This is a genomic window from Kribbella sp. NPDC050281, assembly GCF_040655855.1.
GTDB lineage: Bacteria > Actinomycetota > Actinomycetes > Propionibacteriales > Kribbellaceae > Kribbella.
This window is the reverse complement of record NZ_JBFAKS010000029.1, coordinates 82,227-99,631: the sequence shown is the minus strand read 5'-3', so window position 1 is coordinate 99,631 and position 17,405 is coordinate 82,227. Positions and strand designations below refer to the sequence as shown.

General features: G+C 68.5%; 20 protein-coding genes. 12 read left to right on the top strand and 8 right to left on the bottom strand.

Annotated features, from left to right (window positions below; all coding sequences use genetic code 11):
- Window positions 1-67 precede the first annotated feature (67 nt).
- On the top strand, window positions 68-1,300 hold the full coding sequence (locus AB0I34_RS28420) for an exonuclease domain-containing protein (protein ID WP_360450795.1): 1,233 nt from the start codon (window positions 68-70) through the stop codon (window positions 1,298-1,300).
- Window positions 1,301-1,337: 37 nt separating this feature from the next.
- The gene (locus tag AB0I34_RS28415) at window positions 1,338-1,865 is read left to right on the top strand and encodes a phosphoribosyltransferase family protein (RefSeq protein WP_360450792.1); all 528 of its coding nucleotides are present in this window, start codon (window positions 1,338-1,340) and stop codon (window positions 1,863-1,865) included.
- A 30-nt stretch (window positions 1,866-1,895) separates the two neighbouring features.
- Here AB0I34_RS28415 and AB0I34_RS28410 read toward each other — a convergent pair whose 3' ends face one another.
- The 3 genes from AB0I34_RS28410 to AB0I34_RS28400 form a co-directional block, all read right to left on the bottom strand.
- On the bottom strand, window positions 1,896-2,156 hold the full coding sequence (locus tag AB0I34_RS28410) for a hypothetical protein (protein WP_131364398.1): 261 nt from the start codon (window positions 2,154-2,156) through the stop codon (window positions 1,896-1,898).
- Between the two features lie 74 nt (window positions 2,157-2,230).
- Window positions 2,231-2,719: an FBP domain-containing protein gene (locus tag AB0I34_RS28405; protein ID WP_360450788.1), complete on the bottom strand. Its 489-nt coding sequence runs from the start codon at window positions 2,717-2,719 to the stop codon at window positions 2,231-2,233.
- 91 nt (window positions 2,720-2,810) lie between these two features.
- Window positions 2,811-3,203, bottom strand: coding sequence for a hypothetical protein (locus AB0I34_RS28400; protein WP_360450785.1), 393 nt, complete (start codon window positions 3,201-3,203; stop codon window positions 2,811-2,813).
- Between the two features lie 134 nt (window positions 3,204-3,337).
- On the opposite strand from AB0I34_RS28400, the gene AB0I34_RS28395 reads away from it, so the two are divergent.
- Both AB0I34_RS28395 and AB0I34_RS28390 read left to right on the top strand, forming a co-directional pair.
- Window positions 3,338-3,889 (top strand): YceI family protein, encoded by a 552-nt coding sequence (locus AB0I34_RS28395; protein WP_360450782.1) that lies wholly within the window; start codon window positions 3,338-3,340, stop codon window positions 3,887-3,889.
- Between the two features lie 154 nt (window positions 3,890-4,043).
- Complete coding sequence (locus tag AB0I34_RS28390; RefSeq protein WP_360450779.1) at window positions 4,044-4,547, top strand: hypothetical protein; 504 nt, start codon at window positions 4,044-4,046, stop codon at window positions 4,545-4,547.
- Window positions 4,548-4,657: 110 nt separating this feature from the next.
- On the opposite strand, the gene AB0I34_RS28385 is transcribed toward AB0I34_RS28390, so the two are convergent.
- Window positions 4,658-5,212: a hypothetical protein gene (locus AB0I34_RS28385; protein ID WP_360450777.1), complete on the bottom strand. Its 555-nt coding sequence runs from the start codon at window positions 5,210-5,212 to the stop codon at window positions 4,658-4,660.
- A gap of 250 nt (window positions 5,213-5,462) precedes the next feature.
- Here AB0I34_RS28385 and AB0I34_RS28380 point away from each other — a divergent pair, with 250 nt between their 5' ends.
- The 4 genes from AB0I34_RS28380 to AB0I34_RS28365 are packed head-to-tail and all read left to right on the top strand — an operon-like array spanning window position 5,463 to window position 8,287.
- Window positions 5,463-6,047: a hypothetical protein gene (locus AB0I34_RS28380; protein WP_360450775.1), complete on the top strand. Its 585-nt coding sequence runs from the start codon at window positions 5,463-5,465 to the stop codon at window positions 6,045-6,047.
- Window positions 6,048-6,059: 12 nt separating this feature from the next.
- The gene (locus AB0I34_RS28375; RefSeq protein ID WP_360450773.1) at window positions 6,060-7,277 is read left to right on the top strand and encodes a histidine kinase; all 1,218 of its coding nucleotides are present in this window, start codon (window positions 6,060-6,062) and stop codon (window positions 7,275-7,277) included.
- The gene (locus AB0I34_RS28370) at window positions 7,249-7,914 is read left to right on the top strand and encodes a response regulator transcription factor (protein ID WP_360450771.1); all 666 of its coding nucleotides are present in this window, start codon (window positions 7,249-7,251) and stop codon (window positions 7,912-7,914) included. Before AB0I34_RS28375 ends, AB0I34_RS28370 begins: the two co-directional genes overlap by 29 nt.
- 13 nt (window positions 7,915-7,927) lie before the next feature.
- On the top strand, window positions 7,928-8,287 hold the full coding sequence (locus AB0I34_RS28365) for an MmcQ/YjbR family DNA-binding protein (RefSeq protein WP_360450768.1): 360 nt from the start codon (window positions 7,928-7,930) through the stop codon (window positions 8,285-8,287).
- On the opposite strand, the gene AB0I34_RS28360 is transcribed toward AB0I34_RS28365, so the two are convergent.
- Window positions 8,284-8,970 (bottom strand): maleylpyruvate isomerase family mycothiol-dependent enzyme, encoded by a 687-nt coding sequence (locus tag AB0I34_RS28360; protein ID WP_360450766.1) that lies wholly within the window; start codon window positions 8,968-8,970, stop codon window positions 8,284-8,286. The two genes, AB0I34_RS28365 and AB0I34_RS28360, sit on opposite strands and share 4 nt — an antisense overlap.
- A 72-nt stretch (window positions 8,971-9,042) precedes the next feature.
- Between AB0I34_RS28360 and AB0I34_RS28355 the strand changes: the two genes are divergently transcribed.
- Entirely contained in the window at window positions 9,043-10,509 is a 1,467-nt protein-coding gene (locus AB0I34_RS28355; protein WP_360450764.1) for a fused MFS/spermidine synthase, read from the top strand.
- Window positions 10,510-10,561: 52 nt separating this feature from the next.
- Complete coding sequence (pgm, locus tag AB0I34_RS28350) at window positions 10,562-12,184, top strand: phosphoglucomutase (alpha-D-glucose-1,6-bisphosphate-dependent) (RefSeq protein WP_360450762.1); 1,623 nt, start codon at window positions 10,562-10,564, stop codon at window positions 12,182-12,184.
- Here the strand turns inward: pgm and AB0I34_RS28345 are convergent.
- The gene (locus tag AB0I34_RS28345) at window positions 12,181-12,564 is read right to left on the bottom strand and encodes a DUF3037 domain-containing protein (RefSeq protein WP_360450759.1); all 384 of its coding nucleotides are present in this window, start codon (window positions 12,562-12,564) and stop codon (window positions 12,181-12,183) included. The genes pgm and AB0I34_RS28345 overlap by 4 nt on opposite strands.
- Window positions 12,561-13,298, bottom strand: a complete 738-nt coding sequence (locus AB0I34_RS28340) for a HipA family kinase (RefSeq protein ID WP_360450757.1) — start codon at window positions 13,296-13,298, stop codon at window positions 12,561-12,563. Before AB0I34_RS28340 ends, AB0I34_RS28345 begins: the two co-directional genes overlap by 4 nt.
- Window positions 13,299-13,340: 42 nt before the next feature.
- On the opposite strand from AB0I34_RS28340, the gene AB0I34_RS28335 reads away from it, so the two are divergent.
- Both AB0I34_RS28335 and AB0I34_RS28330 read left to right on the top strand, forming a co-directional pair.
- Window positions 13,341-14,408 carry a glutamate--cysteine ligase gene (locus AB0I34_RS28335; protein ID WP_360450755.1) on the top strand — a complete coding sequence of 356 codons (1,068 nt, stop codon included), beginning with the start codon at window positions 13,341-13,343 and terminating at the stop codon, window positions 14,406-14,408.
- Window positions 14,409-14,576: 168 nt separating this feature from the next.
- A complete protein-coding gene (locus tag AB0I34_RS28330; RefSeq protein ID WP_360450752.1) occupies window positions 14,577-15,518 on the top strand; it encodes a matrixin family metalloprotease in 942 nt (313 codons plus the stop codon).
- 45 nt (window positions 15,519-15,563) lie between these two features.
- Here AB0I34_RS28330 and AB0I34_RS28325 read toward each other — a convergent pair whose 3' ends face one another.
- Window positions 15,564-17,351, bottom strand: coding sequence for a glycerophosphodiester phosphodiesterase family protein (locus AB0I34_RS28325; RefSeq protein WP_360450749.1), 1,788 nt, complete (start codon window positions 17,349-17,351; stop codon window positions 15,564-15,566).
- Window positions 17,352-17,405 lie beyond the last annotated feature (54 nt).

The following is a 17,405-nucleotide window of genomic DNA, read 5'->3' as shown; positions in this document are numbered from 1 at the left end:
GAAACTGTCCGTGGCGTGTGATTGGGTTGTTCTGGGTCGGTAACCGAGCCGGAGGAGGGCCCCACGGATGTACGCCGTCATCGACACCGAGACGACCGGCTTGCTGCCGAGTCATCGGCATCGGGTGATCGAGATCGCCGTGGTGCTGCTGGATGCGCGCGGCCGGGTCGAGCACGAGTGGGTGACGTTGCTGAATCCGCAGCGCGATCTGGGACCGCAACACATTCACGGGATCCTGACCGCCGACGTGCTGGCCGCGCCGGAGTTCGGGGACATCGCGCGGCAGCTCGGTCGGTTGCTCGCGGGGCGGATGGTTGTCGGGCACAACGTCGAGTTCGATCTGGGCTTCCTGCGGGCGGAGTTCGCGCGGCTGGGGTTCGCGGTGCCGCTGATCACCGAGCGGTCGATGTGCACGATGGCGCTGGCCGGTTATTTGTATCCGGGGGCGAAGCGGACGCTCGGCGCATGTTGTGCGGCGGCCGGGATCTCGATCGAGGGGTGGCACTCCGCGCTCGCGGACACACGGGCGACAGCTGAGCTGTTCGGTCGGTATCTGCAGTCGTTTCCGGCGCCGCCGCCGTGGCAGTGGGCGTACGAGGAGATCCGTGGACTGCGGTGGCCGGTGTTGCCCGGCTCCGACGTCCCGCCGACCGTCCGGCCGGTGCATGCCGGTGGACGACACGGATGGATGAGTCGACTCGTCGATCAGTTGCCGCGCGTCCCCGAGCCACCGCAGGCCGACTCGTATCTGGCGCTGCTCGACATGATCCTCGCCAACCGCGAGATCACCGCGGCCGACGCCGACCAGCTCGTGCAGGCCGCGACGGACCTCGGCCTGACCCGATCCCAGGTCGACGAACTCCATCGGTACTACGTGTCCGCGCTGGCCGGAGCCTCGTGGGACGGTGGTCAGATCACGCCGGAGCAGCGCAGCGATCTGGACCAGGTGGCGGTGATGCTCGGGCATCGGGCATCCGACGTGGACGACGCGCTGCTGCGAGCCAGCTCCGGGCGGTACGTCGTACCTCCCCGTCCTGGGGCAGACGGGTTCCCGCTGGGGAGCTCGCTGGTGTTCACCGGTGACATGGTCGAGGCGCGTGAGGTCTGGTGGGATCGCGCGGTGGCGGCCGGCTTCGTGCCGCAGGAGTTCGTCCGCCCCGATACGACGTTCGTGGTGGCAGCGGACGTGGACAGCCTGTCGGTCAAAGCCCGGGCCGCCCGCGACCTCAACATCCCGATCATCTCCACCGAAGACTTCCGCCGGCTCATCCGGCCCGAGCCTCAGCGCCGGGCCGGCTGACAGGCGGCGCCCGGCGAGTGCGGGTTAGGGTTCCGGCGTGGAATTGAGCGAGCTGGGGCGGCGGATCTACGCGAGTGCCCATCTGACCGGGGAGTTCGTGCTGCGGTCGGGGCAGGTCACGGGGGAGTACTTCGACAAGTACAGGTTCGAGGCTGATCCCGTGCTGCTGGATGCGGTGGCCGAGGCGATGGTGCCGCTCGTGCCGGAGGGGACCGAGGTGCTGGCCGGGCTGGAGATGGGTGGGATCCCGGTGGTGACCGCGCTGGGGCGGCATACCGGGCTGCCGTGTGCGTTCGTGCGGAAGGAAGCCAAGGCCTACGGGACCCGCCGGTTGGCCGAGGGAGCCGAGACCGCCGGCAAGCGGGTGACGATCGTCGAGGACGTCGTCACGACCGGTGGTCAGATCGTGCTGTCCACCAACGACCTCCGCGCGCTGGGCGCCGAGATCACCGACGCCCTCTGCGTCATCAACCGCAACCCCACGACCCCGGCCCCACTCGCCGAGGCCGGTCTGATGCTGCACGCCCTCCTGACCTCGGACGACCTGACTCCAGGCACCAGCTGAGCTGTTGCCGTCGGCCGGGATCCGCCGGAGTCAGTCCTCGGCTTCGGCGGTTTCGCGCTCTACTTCGAAGCGGAGTTGCTTGCCGGAGCGGATGCGCTCGATCGCGGCCAGGCAGGCGTCCTCACTCATGTGAACGCCGATCTCACCGAGCTTGTGGCGCAGCACCAGCGCGGCGTCCTCGGCGGAGCGGGAACTGGACTCGTTGATCGCCTCGATCGTTGTCTGGGTGAGCTTCTCGCGGATGTCCGGGTGAACCTCGTGGATCTCGTGCGTGATTCTGAACTCAGTCATCGCGACTCGCTCTCCCTTTCGCCCGCGGGCCGGTCTACGACTCAAGCGTAGTGGGCCGGACCCGCTGGGGAAGCTCAGACGAGCACTCGATTTACGAAAGTTTCAAGTCGCGTGGCCAGCCGTTCCGCCCGGACCTGCGGTGGCGCGGTTTCGCCCTGCGGTACCTCGAGTTCGCGCAGCCCGCGGACGTACAGCGAGCAGGCCAGATCCGCGCAGATGTACGTCCCGACCGTGTTGCCCTCCCGGCCCGCCGTACCTGCCCGCCGCGCGGCGAACAGCGCCACGTCGGTCACGTGGTGGGCGGTGTTGCACAGGTCGCACAGGCCGGTCCCGCGCCGCGGCTTGCCGGTCGCCTGAGTGTTCACCGCGATCCCGGTCACACCGCCGTCGCGCCGTACCACCAGATACCCGCGGTTCGGCGCCTTCGGGTCGCGCCAGCCCAGAAAGTCCAGCGACTCCCAGGGGAGCTCGGTGAAGCCGGGCGGCGGCGTCATCGCCTTGACCAGGCTCTTGGTTGAGTTGACGAACGAGCGTCTGATCTCCTCGACGCTGAGCGGTTCCACGACAGTCCTCCGATCCTTCGACCAGCCATGAGAACCGGCCGGCCCTTGATGCCGCAACCGAATATCGCCGTATGGTTGCTGGCGGCAACGGTCAGCTGTCGACGTACGCCGCGGTCCGGCCGGCGTCGTGGTTGCGCAGATCGACGCCGAAATCGACCAACGCCTTCAGCCGGAGCAGCAGTGAGACGTGGTCGCTGCCGTCCTGGGCGTCGTCGCAGCTGAGCGTCAGGTCCGTGCCGCCGGACTCGTCCGGAACCAGCGTGAACGTCCAGGTACTGCCGAAGTACCGCAGCCGGTAGAGCCGGTCCTGGACCGCCTCCTCGACCCGGGCGTCCTCGGTGCGTCCGTCGGGCAGGATGAACCGGATCACCCCGTCGGCCTCCCCGGCCTCCACCGCCCAGAACCGCGACCGGCCGGCCTGCGTACTCAATGCGCGGAACACGTCGCTCGGACCCGACCTGAAGTGCACCTTCCAGTGCGCCAAGAACCCATCCCTTCCTGACTGACGACCAATTCTCTGCCAGGCCCGGACACGCCTCGTACTGAGGGTGGACATCCAGGCGCATTGGGTGAAAAGTGGACTATGCAAACTTCAATTAGTTCTCTGGAGGAGCCTCGATGGCCAACCAGTACGGCGCACTGACCGGCGACTACACGTTCGACACAGCGCACTCGCGGATCGGGTTCGTCGCCCGGCACGCGATGGTGACGAAAGTACGGGGGTCGTTCAACGAATTCGAGGGCTCGGCGCACCTCGACGGAGACAACCCGGCGAACTCGTCGGGGCGGGTGACGATCCAGGCCAAGAGCATTGACACGCGCAACAGTCAGCGCGATGAGCACCTGCGCAGCAACGACTTCCTCGACATGGACACGCACCCGGAGATCACGTTCGTGTCGACCTCGATCAAGCAGACCGGGGACGAGACGTTCACGGTCGCCGGCGACCTGTCGATCCGCGGGGTGACCAGGCCGGTCGAGATCGCGTTCGAGTACACCGGCTCGGCGACCGACCCGATGGGCAACGAGCGGGTCGGCCTGGAGGGGTCCGTCGTGATCAACCGCAAGGACTTCGGCGTCAGCTGGAACGCGGCCCTCGAGGGCGGCGGCGTGCTGGTCAGCGAGAAGGTCACGCTGGAGATCGAGATCTCGGCGATCAAGAACACCTGACCGCGCACAGCACGAGAACCGCAGAGGTCCCGCGACACCCGTCCGCGGGATCTCTGCTGTGTTGAGGTGCGGTCACGATCGGGGTGGGCGCGGTTGGGCCTGGCCGGCCGGTGGGGAGACTGGGTTGTGAGTGCCGGCTAGGTCGAGGGGTCCGATGATCGACACGCGATGGAAGCGCTGGTTGCGGCCGCTGTTCGGGCGGCGGCGGGCCGATCGCCGTACGCCGGAGTCCTTCCGGCCGCGCGGGACGAGCTCACGGGTGAGCCGGCTGGCAGCGCGGTACGACGCCGAGGTCGACGAGGCGCTGCAACGGTTGTGGCCGAAGGCGCGGATCTATCACGATCGCGAGTTCACCCGGGACCGGGCCGACTTCCTGCTGGTGGTGCGCGGCCGCGGCGTGATGGTGGAGACGAAGGTGAAGAGCGACCCCGGTCTGTTCCGTGGGTCCACATTGCCGCCGTTGCTGGACCGGTTGCAGCGCGATGGCCGGCGGCTGGTCGTCGTACTGAACCAGGGAGACCCGACGCCGGCGCGCGAGCTGATCGCCGCAAAGCTCGGCGACAAGGGGTGCGTAGTCGTGTGGTCCGGTCCTGAACATGACACCGACCTCAAGGGCGCCGTAGAGGCCCTGCTGCGGCAGATGGTCCGCCATCCGTAGCTGACAACGCAGCAGCGCGGAGAGGGGTTTCTCCGCGCTGCTGCGCTCCGGTCGCGAGGTGTGCCGGGTGGCAGCGAACGGAGACGGTGCCCGGGAGCCCGGGGTCCAGGTCAGCAGGCGTTGGGAGTGGTGGTGCCGCCGTCCACGACCCAGCGGCCTTCGAGCTGCTGGACCCGCATCTGGTCCAGCCAGCGCGTGGGCGTCGTGGCAGGAATGACGGAGCGGCCCTTCGCGTCGACGGTGCGCGCCGCGGTGGTGTCGTAGCAGGCGGAGATGATGACGCCGTTCGCGGCGAGCGTCCGCTTGGCCCACAGGACCTTGGTCGTGCCGGTGTTGTGCAGCTTCTTCGTGCGGAAGTACCTGGCCTGCGCGCTGATCGCCTGGAAGACCTTCGGCGTCATCACCGGCTTGAGCTGGGTGATCGTGCGGCCGCCGCTGCGCATCATCTGGTCCAGCGCCGAGCGGTAGTCGTAGTAGGCGCTCACCACCGGGTCGCCGGCCCCCACGACCTGTCCGGCCAGGCCTTCCTCGGCCAGCCCGTGCCTGGACGCCTTCTTGGCGCCGGGCGACGAGGCGGCGACGTCGGCGTTGCTGTCGGTGCCGCAGCCGGCGAGCAGCAGAACCGGGATCAGCGTGGCGGTCACCGCCAGGTTCCGAATGCGCATGGTGTCCGAACCTCCAGTCGGGCGCGGCGTGGCCGCTCGCACCATCGGGGCGCTCAGGATGTGTACCGAAGTCGTTGACGCCGTCCGGCACTGACCGTGTAACGCTGTCGCACGGACCGTTGTCACTGTGACCTGGGTCACAGTGCGTCCCCTACCGCAGTACTGGATGCGAGCTGGCTCTCTGGCCGGATGTCCCGGCGGCCGCCGATTCCTAGCCTCGATCTCAGGACTTGAGACCGAGGGAGCGACGATGACGGACACACAAACCACTGGCGGAATGCACGCGAACGAGCCGCTGTCCGAGCACAGGTCACGCTTGATCAGCCGGTTGCTGCGCTCGATCCGGTACGACGCTCTGCTCGCGCCGACCGGCGCGCTGACGATGGCCGACGCGGTGATCGGGGCGAACGACAAGGCGTACGGCCGATGGTCGAGGCCGGCCCGGCTCCAGCAGCAGGAACGGCGGCCGGTCGTTGCCGCGGTCTTCGGGCACGGGTTGATGAGTTCGATCCTGGGTCTGCTGAGTTGGTTCCTCGGCCTGCTCTGGGTGATGGCTGTCGTCAGAGGCCCGTTCTTCGGGTTCGTGGAGAACGGGCCGTTCGGTCCGGGCACCTGGGGTGGCCCGACCAAGGCCGGGGCCTGGGCTGTGCACGCGGCGGTCGCTGTGCCGATCATCCTCGCGTTGCCGTTCGTGCTTCGCGGGATCGCGCTGCTGCACGTCGCGTTGATCCGGCGGCTCTACGGCCTGCGAGCCGGATGGTGGGTGCTTCCGGCAACTATCACCGTGTGCGCCGGTGGCCTGCTGTTCTTCTGGGCCTGGATCGAGCAACTGTGAAAGAGTCCGACCGTGACCGGTGAGCAGCAGGTCCTCGGCCCTTGGCCGCGCGGACGCTGGGCCTGGGTGGCAGGTCTCGGTGTCGCCGCGCTGGTCGTGCTCACGGTGATGGATCTCGGCCAGCACTACGACGTACCGCTCGGGGCTGTGCTGGCACTCGGTCTGGCGCGTGGGCTCGGACTCGCGCTGGCCTGGCCGCAGCCGCGGGCCGCGCTGGCCGTGTCGGTGGTCGTCACGGCGATCACGGCTGCCGTCACCACACCGGTGAGCGTGGACGAGCCATGGCCGTGGGCGGTGACTGCAGTGTTCGGCTACTCGTTCGTCCTCGCGATCACCGGGGCGCGGGCCATCGGGCGTCGGGAGCTCGTTGGCTGGTGGGCGGTCGCCCAAGTCGTCGGCGTGGTTGCCGCGGGGCTGTCGCCGGACCGCGCTCGCTGGCCCGGGCTGCTGACCGCGGCCGTGCTCACGGCGATCGCCGTCGTGGTTGCTGACCTCCTCCGCTCACGCGCGGAGACCAGCCGCCGTCTGGTCGAGCAGGAAGGCATCAGCAAGGCCGAGCGCGCAGAGCGGGCGCGGCTGCAGGAACGGGCGCGGATAGCGCGCGAGCTGCACGATGTCGTCGCCCACCACCTGTCCGTCGTGGTCGTGCGGGCTGACAGTGCGCCGCACCGGCTGACGGATCTGCGGGACGACGTACAGCAGGAGTTCGCGGCCATCGCCGATGACGCGCGCTCCTCGCTGACCGAGATGCGTCGTGTACTCCGGCTGCTCCGGGACCAGCCGTTGGAGCAACCACCCATCGGCGAGCTTGGACCGCAGCCCGGCCTGGAGCAGCTGGACGAACTCGTCGCCGGCACCCGTCGAGCCGGCGCGGACGTGCAACTCGAGTCCGCGATCCCTGACGGACTCGATCCGGCCGTCGAGTTGACGGCGTACCGCGTGATCCAGGAGGCACTGAGCAACGCCGTACGCCATGCGCCGGAGGCCGCGATCAGGGTGAAGGTACGGCGGTCAGGCGGCGACCTGGCCATCAGAGTGTGGAACAGCCCAGGGATGGCTCAGCCGACACCCGGCAGCGGGCACGGACTGGTGGGCATGCGGGAGCGGGTCGCGTTGGTCGACGGTGTCGTGAGCACCGGTGCGACCCCCGAAGGCGGTTATCTGGTCGAGGTGGCCTTACCGGTCGGGGAGGTGGCGGCGAGTGGCGATCAAGGTGCTGGTGGTGGATGACCAGGAGGTCGTGCGTGCCGGGTTCAGCGCGCTGCTCGCCGCGCAGCCGGATCTGGAGGTCGTCGGGCAGGCCGGTGACGGCGCCGAGGCGATCGAACTGACCAAGTCCCTCGAACCGGACGTGATCCTGATGGACGTCAGGATGCCCGTGCTCGACGGCCTGGCCGCCACCCGCCGGATCCTCGCGGATGCGACACCGGGCGAGCCGCCGCGCGTCATCATGCTCACGACCTTCGACCTCGACGACTACGTGTACGCCGCGCTCCGAGCCGGTGCGAGCGGCTTTCTCCTCAAGCACTCGTCGCCCGATGAGCTGGCCGCGGCGGTCCGCGTGGTCGCGGCCGGCGACGCGCTGCTGGCTCCGTCCGTCACTCGCCGGCTCGTGGAGGACTTCGCGAAGGTCCAACCGGTTGTGCCGATCACTCCGGTCCACCTCACACCGCGGGAGACCGACGTACTGCGGCTCGTCGCGCGCGGACTGACGAACCGGCAGATCGCGGACGAGCTGGTGCTGGCCGAACAGACGGTGAAGTCGCACGTGAGCAACATCCTGACCAAGCTGGACCTGCGGGATCGGGCACAGGTCGTGGTGTACGCCTATGAAGCCGGCGTCGTGGTGCCGGGCCCACGACGGTGAAAGGAGCGTATGGATGGACGTCCTGGAGCGGGTACGGGCGCTCTGCCTCGCACTACCGGAGGCGACCGAGCGGCTGAGTCACGGCGAGCCGACGTGGTTCGTCCGGGACAAGAAGGTGTTCGTCATGTACGCCGACCAGCACCACGACGATCGGGTCGGGTTCTGGTGCGCGGCGCCGCCCGGCGTCCAGCAGTCGCTGGTCGAGGAGGATCCGGAGCACTTCTACCGGCCGCCGTACGTCGGCCACCGCGGCTGGCTCGGGGTGTACCTGGACGTCGAAACCATCGACTGGGGACACCTCGAGGACATCGTCGAGGACGCCTACCGCCAGATCGCACCGAAGACCCTGATCGCCCGGCTCGACGAGACCTAGTCGGTGAGTGCCACGTCGGTCTGCTGCAGGTGCGGGATCTCCGGGCTCCAGAGATCGGCGTGCTCAGGTGACGACCATGTCCACGACCGGACCTGTGTGTCGCTGCGGCGGCCGAAGACCGCCCGGAACAGCTCGTACGACGAAGTCCGCGCCTCGGCGACAGGATCGCCCGATCCGAGCTGATAGGTCCCATCCGGCGTGACGATCGAAAGCGACCCCTCCACGCCCTCCGACGGCGGATCCGACAGCAGCCACTCCAGTGTGCCGATCCACAGCTCCGACGGTGGTCGTCGCCCGGTCCCGAGTGCTCCGTGCAGGTCCGCCTCGTGTGTTCCTGAGTCGACCCACGGGTTGCACACGAGCGGATTCGAGGTGGTCTCACCGAGGATCACCCGCTCGAGTGCCGGCCCGGTCTCGGCCCACTCGTCGAGGATGGCGTCGATCGGCATCGAGCGCCGTGCGTCCACTTGAACCGCGGTCCAGGGCGGCCGAGGCGCACCCTCGACGTTGCCCGCGGCGAAGTCGGCTGCCACTCCGGCGAGGTGGGACACCAGGTTGTGCACGGTCCACTCCGGGCAGGCCGGCACCTGGCGGTCCAGGTCGGCCGCGTCGAGACCGCGGACGGCAGCGGTCACCCGTTCCCGGGTCGCGCGGTACAGCTCTGCGCTGGTCGTCGAGTCCATCACTACCTCCTTTGCTCATGATGACGAACGAACGCGCTCCGGATCGACAGCTTCCCCGGGTAGGGTGACGCGATGGTGAAGGGTGGGGTCGGGCCGCGACTGGCCATCGCGTTGGCGTTCGGGAGTTCGGGCGCTGTGATGGTGCTGGAGCTGGTCTCCTTGCGTCTCGTGGCGCCGTACATCGGGCTGACGCTGGAGACGAACACGGCGGTGATCGGCGTCGCGCTCGCCGCGATCGCGACGGGCGCCGCGCTCGGTGGTCGCTTCGCGGACGCGGTGCCGCCGGTCCGGACGCTCGGTCCGCTGGTGATCTTCGCCGGTGCGCTGGTGATGCTGGTCCTTCCAGTCGTGCGCTGGACTGGTGAGGCGTTGCGTGGCGGCAGCACCGACCTGGTGTTCCTCGTGCTCGCGATCGCACTGTTCGTGCCCGCGTCGCTGCTGGCGGCGGTGACGCCGATGGTGACCAAGCTGCGGTTGGAGTCACTGGCCGAGACCGGCACGGTGGTCGGCCGTCTGTCGGCGTACGCGACTGTGGGCGGGATCGCAGGCACCGTGCTGACCGGCTTCGTGTTCGTGGCGAAGACCCCGATCAGCACGATCGTGCTCACCCTCGGCGGTCTGCTGGTCGTCGCCGGTGCCGCGCTGACCGTCGTACTGCGAGGTCGTCAGGCGGCTGTGAAGCCGGTGGCGCTGGCGCTGATCGGTGCCACGCTGACCGTCGTCGCACCCCGGCCGTGTGAGGTGGAAACGGCGTACCACTGTGCTCGCGTGGTGGCGGATCCGAGCCGGGAGGGTGGAAGGACGCTGTACCTCGACCAGCTGCGGCACTCGTACGTCGACCTGGACGACCCGAGGCATCTGGAGTTCGAGTACATCAAGAACTTCGCGGCCGCGATCGATGGCAGCTGGCCGGCCGCCAAGCCGCTGGACGTGCTGCATGTCGGCGGTGGCGGGCTCACCATGCCGCGGTACCTGACCGCGACCCGGCCGGGCACCCACAACAAGGTGTACGAGATCGACTCCGCGGTCGTCGAGCTGGACAAGAAGGAGCTCGGAGTGCGGACCGGACCGGATCTCGATGTGGTCGTCCGCGACGGCCGGCTCGGCGTGCGCGACGAAGCGACGGACAGCCGCGACCTGGTGATCATGGACGCGTTCAGCGGTCTGTCGGTGCCGTGGCACCTGACGACGCGCGAGCTGGTCGCCGACGTACGCCGGGTACTGCGCCCGGACGGGGTGTACCTGATCAACGTGATCGACTTCGGCGAGGCCGCGTTCCTGAAGGCGGAGATCGCGACGGTCGCCGCCGAGTTCCCGCAGGTCGCCGTGGTTGCGCGCAAGGACGAGCTCGCGGGGCAGAGCGGGGGCAACTTCGTGCTGGTCGCTTCGGACCGGCCGATCGAGGCAGCGGCGATCGCGGCCAAGGTCGGACCGGCGATGCAGGTGCAGCAGGAGCTGACCGGGTTCGTCGGCAACGCGCCGGTGCTGACCGACGACTACGCACCGGTCGATCAGCTGCTCACGCCGTACGTCAGCTGAGATACGGGCCGCCGGAGTTGTGCTCCGGGGCGTGGGCTTGTTGCATGAGGTCATGCACCCACGCGCAGGCCAGCCAGCTCAGCCCGAGGACCTCGTCGATGTCGAGGCGATGCTGACGGCGTACGACGAGATCACGCCGGATGTGGACAACCCCGCCCAGAAGGTCGTCTTCGGGACCTCGGGCCACCGTGGCTCGAGCCTCGACGGTGCCTTCAACGAGGCGCACATCCTGGCCATCACGCAGGCCATCTGCGAGTACCGGGCCGGTGAGGGGACGGCCGGGCCGCTGCTGGTCGGCCGGGACAGCCACGGCCTGTCCGAGCCGGCGTGGCGGACCGTGCTCGAGGTGCTCGCGGGCAACGGCGTACAGACGCTCGTCGACAGCGCGGACCGGCTCACGCCGACCCCTGCGGTATCGCACGCGATCCTCCGACTCAACCGCGGCGCCGGGGCCGGTGCGGACGGCATCGTCATCACGCCGTCGCACAACCCGCCGCGGGACGGCGGGATCAAGTACAACCCGCCGCACGGCGGACCGGCGGACTCGGACGCGACCGGCTGGATCGCTGCCCGCGCGAACGAGTTGATCGCCGGCGGCAATCGTGAGGTACGACGTACGCCGTTCGACCAGGCCAGGTCGCAGGCGGGGGAGTACGACTACGTCGGCCACTACGTCGACGACCTGCCGTCGGTCCTGAACCTGGACGCGATCCGCACGGCCGGCGTGAAGATCGGCGCCGACCCGCTCGGCGGCGCGAGTGTGGACTACTGGGCCGCGATCGCGGACCGGCACCGCCTCGACCTGACCGTGGTGAACCCGCGGATCGACCCGGCCTGGTCGTTCATGACGCTGGACCATGACGGCAAGATCCGGATGGACTGCTCCTCGCCGTACGCGATGGCCTCGCTGGTCGCCCAGCGGGACCGGTACGACGTGTCCACCGGCAACGACGCGGATGCGGACCGGCACGGCATCGTCACGCCGGACGCCGGCCTGATGAACCCGAACCACTACCTGGCCGTCGCCATCTCGTACCTGTTCGCCAACCGCCAGTGGGATCCGGACGTCGCGGTCGGGAAGACCTTGGTGTCGTCCTCGCTGATCGACCGGGTGGTCGCCGACCTCGGCCGCCGGTTGTGGGAGGTCCCCGTCGGGTTCAAGTGGTTCGTCCCGGGGCTGATCGACGGCTCGGTCGGCTTCGGTGGCGAGGAGTCGGCGGGCGCCAGCTTCCTGCGCTTCGACGGCACGGTGTGGACCACGGACAAGGACGGCATCCTGCTGGCGTTGCTGGCCAGTGAGATCACCGCGGTCACCGGCGAGACGCCGTCGCAGGCCCACGCGAAGCTGGTCGAGCGGTTCGGCGCCTCGGCGTACTCACGGGTGGACGCTCCGGCCACGCGGGAGCAGAAGGCGAAGCTGTCGGCCCTGTCCGCGGACGCGGTCACTGCGACGGAGTTGGCGGGTGAGCCGATCCTGGACCGGATGACGAGTGCTCCCGGCAACGGCGCCGCGATCGGTGGGCTGAAGGTCACCACCGAGTCGGCGTGGTTCGCGGCCCGGCCATCCGGGACCGAGGACCTCTACAAGATCTACGGCGAGTCGTTCAAGGGCGCCGACCACCTCGAGCTGGTCTTCGAGCAGGCCCGGGAGGTCGTCTCCAAAGCCCTCGGCTAACGCACGAAGGCGTCGAGGAGCCGGTCCAGGTCCGCGGCGGGGTCGCTGGTGAGCCCGCTGTGGATCGGACCGGGATGGACGACGGTACTGCGGGGCGCGGCGAGCCACCGGAAGCGCTCGCCGATCCCGGTCGCCGCGGCCGGCCCGACGGCAGGATCGCCGGCGCAGATCGCGCGGATGTGCTCGAGCGATGCGCACACCACGTCCACGTCGACGGCCGGATCCAGCGCCTTGAGCCTGTCCGGATCGACGTCCCACGCGGCGCCCAAGAAGTCCATTGCCCGGCAGTAGAGCACTGCGCCCACGTTGATGAACTCACCACGCTGGATCCGCGGCGCCGCCCGCAGAATGACGTAGTCGAAAGGCACCAGCTCAGTCATCGCGCACCGCCCGGAAGCCAGGCGGACCGCTTGTCCAGCCGGGCGGTCAGATAGTCGAGGTACCGCTCCCGATCGCCGTCGTCCAGCCACTCGTCCGGCACCAGCCCGATCACCTCGGTCAGCAGCTCAGGGGTGATCGCAGTCGCCAGTTCCGCGTCCACCCCGGGTACGTCGGATGTCGCGACCGAGAACACGTGGTCGGAGGCGTCGTACGGGAGGGCGGCGAACTTCTCGGCCGGCATCCAGGAGTGGTGGAAGTACAACGCGGCGCCGTGGTCGATCAGCCAGAGGTTCTTGTGCCAGACCAGCAGGTTCGTGTTGCGCCAGGATCGGTCCACGTTGGCGACGAACGCGTCCAGCCACAGGATCCTGGCCATCGCCTGGTCGCCCGGGTTGCCGGCCGAACCGTCGTACCCGAAGGAGCCGGGCAGGAAGTCGACGGCCAGGTTCAGGCCGGCGCTACGGATCAGCAGTTCCTGGATCTCGAAGTCCGGCTCGGACTTGCCGATCGCCGGGTCGAGCTGGATCAGCTTGAGCTCCGGCACCCGCAGGCCGAGGCGGCGGAACAGCTCGCCGACGATGATCTCGGCCACCAGCGCCTTCGGGCCCTGGCCGGCGCCGTGGAACTTGATCACGTACGTGCCGAGATCGTTGCCTTCGACAACGCCAGGCAGCGAACCGCCCTCGCGCAACGGCAACACGTAGCGTGTGGCGGTGATGGTCGGCAGAGTCACGCGGCAGAGCCTAACCGGTTTGCCGTCGGGTACCGGCCGAGGGTGAGGCTACCGTTCTTCGGGGTGGAGGAAGAGTTACTGCTCGTGTCCGCCACCGGTCATCCACTCCCGCGCAGCAAGGCTGTCGTGGCGGGCGTGCAGGATCTCGATGTCGAGCTCGAGCTGACCAGGGCCATGGTCGAGATCAACACGCCGGTCTGCGAGACGTCGACCGAGTTGCGTGGGCACTTGTCCGACATGCGTTCCAAGCTCGCCGACGCGGCCGCAGGTGAGGGCGCCCGGCTGCTGGCGATCGCCGTACCGCCGCACGGGCAGGCGGCCCAGTCGATCACCCGGAAACCGCGGTACGAGGAGCTGGCAGGGCAGTGGGGTCTGCTGGCGCGCGAGCAGGGTGTGTGCGGTTGTCACGTCCATGTCGACGTGTCCGGCAAAGAGACGGCGGTCCGCGTCAGCAACCATCTGCGGCCTTGGCTGCCTGCGCTGCTAGCGCTCACCGCGAACTCACCGATCTACCTCGACCAGGACACAGGCTTCGCGAGCTGGCGTTGGTTGATGACGACCCGCTGGCCGTGTGCCGGTCCGTCGCCGTACCTGGAGTCGGTCGAGCACTATGACGCCTTGGTGGCAATGCATCTGGCGGCGGGCACGCTCATCGACGAGCGGATGGTCTATTGGGACATCCGGCCGTCCTCGCACCTGCCGACGGTGGAGGTTCGGGTCAGCGACGTACCGCTGACTGTCGACGAGACCGTGCTGCTGGCCACTCTCATTCGTGCGCTGGTGATGACTGCCTTGGACGACGGTACGAACGGTCCGTCGCTGGAGCCGGAGGTACTGCGGGCGGCGTACTGGCTGGCCGCACGCGACGGGATGACTGGCAACGGCCTGGACGTTCGCACGGCCGAGTCATTGCCGATGGCCGAGGTGGTTGGGCGATTGCGGCGGCACGTGGAGCCGGCCCTGCAGGAGCTCGACGCGCTCGACCTGGTGACCGACGGCATCCAACGGATCCTGACCGACGGCAACGGCGCGGTGAGGCAACGCAAGGCCTTCCGCACTGGCGGCGACGTCACCGGCCTCACCGAGATCACGCCGGCACCGAAGAATTGACATCACGCTTTCTCAATCCCCGCAGTATGTCGTTATGCCGAGAGCAGATTCGGCTCCGAATGGCCCCTGATCCGGCGGAAATTCCGTTGTTGCCGACCTGTTGGCGAAGTACGGTCCCGTTGGTCATTTCCGCTGAAGGGGCTATCAATGATGAGTTTTCGAGGAGCCGTGAGGGCACTTCTCCCGGCTGTTCTGGTGTCCGCCGCCGTGCTGCCGATCGGCACCGCTGCGCAGGCATCGACGTGTTCTGTCCCGAGTCTCGGGACGCTGACGCGTGCGGATCTTCCGGCCGGAGCCTCCGTCGTCGACTGTCAGGCCACGGGGCGTGTCCTGCGTCTTGGCAACGCAGGCGTGGAGATCCCCGCTCCCGGGCACGGAGTGGGGGTCGCGGCCGTTTCCGCGACGGGAGCGGAGCAGGTCTTCCAGGTCTCCGTCTCCGACGACGGCCGGATTTCGTACCCACAATCCACGGAGCACAACGCCGGCGGCGCCGGCATCATGGCTTCGCCGTCGGCGTGCAGTGACGGAGCCTATTCTCTGACCGGCACGGAATGGTTCGGCACGAAGTACAAGTGGTACATCGGTGACGGTGGAATGCCGGGAGCACTGTCCCAGTCGAAGGCGCAGGCGGCCTTCGCCGATGTCATCAACAACATCACCGGCAGCTACAACGACTGCGGTTTGACCGACCAGGTGAGCGCCCTCAGCCAGTACATGGGAACGACGACCTACGAGTCCGACATCTCGTCCAGCACCACCTGTACGACGCCGGACGGCGAGAGCACCTGGGATGCGGGCAATCTGTCGACGGGCGTCCTGGCGGCCACCTGCTGGTGGTACCAGCCTTCCGGCCAGGCCACCAACCTCACCGTGGAAGCCGACGTGCGCTACAACACGACCGACTACAACTTCACGGACAGCCCGAGCACGTGCACGTCGCAGTACGACGTCCGGGAGGTCGGCACGCACGAGGCCGGTCACGTCTTCGGACTGGGACATGTCGGTTCCGGCCACACGAATCTGACCATGTACACGGCGTCGAGTGCCTGTGACACCAAGGAACGAACCCTCGGCAAGGGGGACGTGCTGGGCCTGCGAGCCCTGTACTGACGGGAGACTCCCGGTAGAGCACCGCTCTACCGGGAGTTCTCCGGCCTAGTGCCTCAGGAAATCCTCCAGCCCGTGGAGGTCGTCGGTGTTGATGTGGTCGACACCGGCGGCCTTGAGCTCGGTCCACACCGCCTCGCGGGCCGCACCAGGCAGGTCCGGCGTCTCCCAGAAGCGCACCCGGTAGCCGGCGTGGTGAGCGGTCACCACGATGTCGTGCAGCTTGACCTGCTCGTCGGTCGGCATCGGACCGACGCCCTTCCAGGTGAACACGTTCGACCAGTTGTCGCTCACCAGCGGCATCAGCGACGCGGGCATCCCCGACTGCAGGTCGCCGAGGCGGCCGTCGTACCCGGCGTACCGGACCTTCTGCGCCTTCAGTACGTCGAGCGGCCGGTTGCCACTGATCACCGACGTCACCGCGCCCTTCAGCACCCGCCCGTTGATGAAGACCGTGCTGATCCCGCGATACTTCTGCAGCGCCTCGTCCACCGCGGCGTACGTCGACGGCCCGTCACTCTTGATGTCGATGAGCAGCTGGAAGTCGCGCCCGTGCTCGTACACCTGTCCGTGGTTCTCGCGCACCCGATCGGCCAACGGTTTCAGGTACAGGCTCTCCAGCGTGCGACCCGGTACGGCGTCGTCCAGGTCATGCGCGACCCGCAGTTCGCCGTCGATCAGCCACACGTCCGCCTCGACGCTGTTGAACCCGCGATCCAGCGCGTCCTGCAGCGGACGCCGATGGTCGTAGTCGTTGTGCGCATGCGCCGACGGCAGTGCCCGGAAGGCCGGAGCGTCGTACGCCTTGGGGAGCCTGAAGCCGTTCTCCTGTACGACGGAACGCAGCCGGTCGGGGTAGTCGGTGATGATCCCGTCGACACCGTCGTCGATCAGCGCCTGCATGGTCGGCGGGTCGTCGACGGTCCACGGGATCACCTTCATCCCGGCCTTGTGCGCCGACTTCACCATGTCCGCGGTGACGTACGGCCGGTAGTCCGGATCGGTGACCTTGCCGTCCTGCGGGAAGCCGTGCACCGGTGAGATCGCCGACGCGCCGAACGACTTCGTCGCCTTGACCAGGTCACCACCGAAGTCGTCGATGTCCAGGCCGCCCAGCCACGGCGACTTGCCCGGCTGGCCGACCTGGAGGAAGTCGAAGTTGGTCAGCGCGACCAGCGGCAGCTCCGGCGCGACCTGGCGCATCCGCATCAGCGAACCCCAGTCGAAGCTCTGGATCGTCACCTGCCGGCCGATCTTCGCCATGCGGACCTCGCGCGCGACGACCTGGACGAACTGCTCGCGCGGCGCGGTCTCGGACGGTGCACCCGCCTCGACCTTGGTCTCGATGTTCAGCTTCACGTTGTTCGCGTGGTAGCGGTGTACCAGCGCGAAGATGTCGCGCAGCTCGGGCATCCGGGCGCCCGGATCGGGCTGCTGACCGGGGAAGCCCGCCTGCGGCAGCGAACCGCAGTCGAGCTGCTTGACCTGCTTCAGTGTCAGCGTGTTGATGAACTTGCCGACGTACGGGTACTCCGGGTCGTTCGGCGTGTACGGCGCGGTGTCGCGGCATTTGGACCCGGTGACCTTGCGGTCGTGGGTGACCACGGCGTACCCGTCCTGGGTGATCTGGACGTCGAGCTCGAGCGTGCTGACGCCGAGCTCGAGGCCGTGCGAGAAGGACGCGATCGTGCTCTCCACGGTCAGTCCGAGACCGCCGCGGTGAGCCTGGACGTCGAAGTCGCCACGGTAAGCGGAGGCCGGTGCGGCGACCAGTCCCTGGGCGACGAGACCGGCAGCGAGGGCAAGCGGAAGCAGCGCGCGGGGGAGGCGGCGCATGAGGGGAACCTTTCCGGAGGGGTGGGCGGACGTCCCCGAGGCTGGCTGCCGCAG

Bases quoted from the DNA above. Each gene is read 5' to 3' on its own strand.
- AB0I34_RS28420 (WP_360450795.1), top strand. From the start codon at position 68: ATGTACGCCGTCATCGACACCGAGACGACCGGCTTGCTGCCGAGTCAT.
- AB0I34_RS28410 (WP_131364398.1), bottom strand. From the start codon at position 2,156: ATGACTGAGTTCAGAATCACGCACGAGATCCACGAGGTTCACCCGGAC.
- AB0I34_RS28395 (WP_360450782.1), top strand. From the start codon at position 3,338: ATGGCCAACCAGTACGGCGCACTGACCGGCGACTACACGTTCGACACA.
- AB0I34_RS28390 (WP_360450779.1), top strand. From the start codon at position 4,044: ATGATCGACACGCGATGGAAGCGCTGGTTGCGGCCGCTGTTCGGGCGG.
- AB0I34_RS28385 (WP_360450777.1), bottom strand. From the start codon at position 5,212: ATGCGCATTCGGAACCTGGCGGTGACCGCCACGCTGATCCCGGTTCTG.
- AB0I34_RS28380 (WP_360450775.1), top strand. From the start codon at position 5,463: ATGACGGACACACAAACCACTGGCGGAATGCACGCGAACGAGCCGCTG.
- AB0I34_RS28365 (WP_360450768.1), top strand. From the start codon at position 7,928: ATGGACGTCCTGGAGCGGGTACGGGCGCTCTGCCTCGCACTACCGGAG.
- AB0I34_RS28360 (WP_360450766.1), bottom strand. From the start codon at position 8,970: ATGGACTCGACGACCAGCGCAGAGCTGTACCGCGCGACCCGGGAACGG.
- AB0I34_RS28355 (WP_360450764.1), top strand. From the start codon at position 9,043: ATGGTGAAGGGTGGGGTCGGGCCGCGACTGGCCATCGCGTTGGCGTTC.
- pgm (WP_360450762.1), top strand. From the start codon at position 10,562: ATGCACCCACGCGCAGGCCAGCCAGCTCAGCCCGAGGACCTCGTCGAT.
- AB0I34_RS28345 (WP_360450759.1), bottom strand. From the start codon at position 12,564: ATGACTGAGCTGGTGCCTTTCGACTACGTCATTCTGCGGGCGGCGCCG.
- AB0I34_RS28325 (WP_360450749.1), bottom strand. From the start codon at position 17,351: ATGCGCCGCCTCCCCCGCGCGCTGCTTCCGCTTGCCCTCGCTGCCGGT.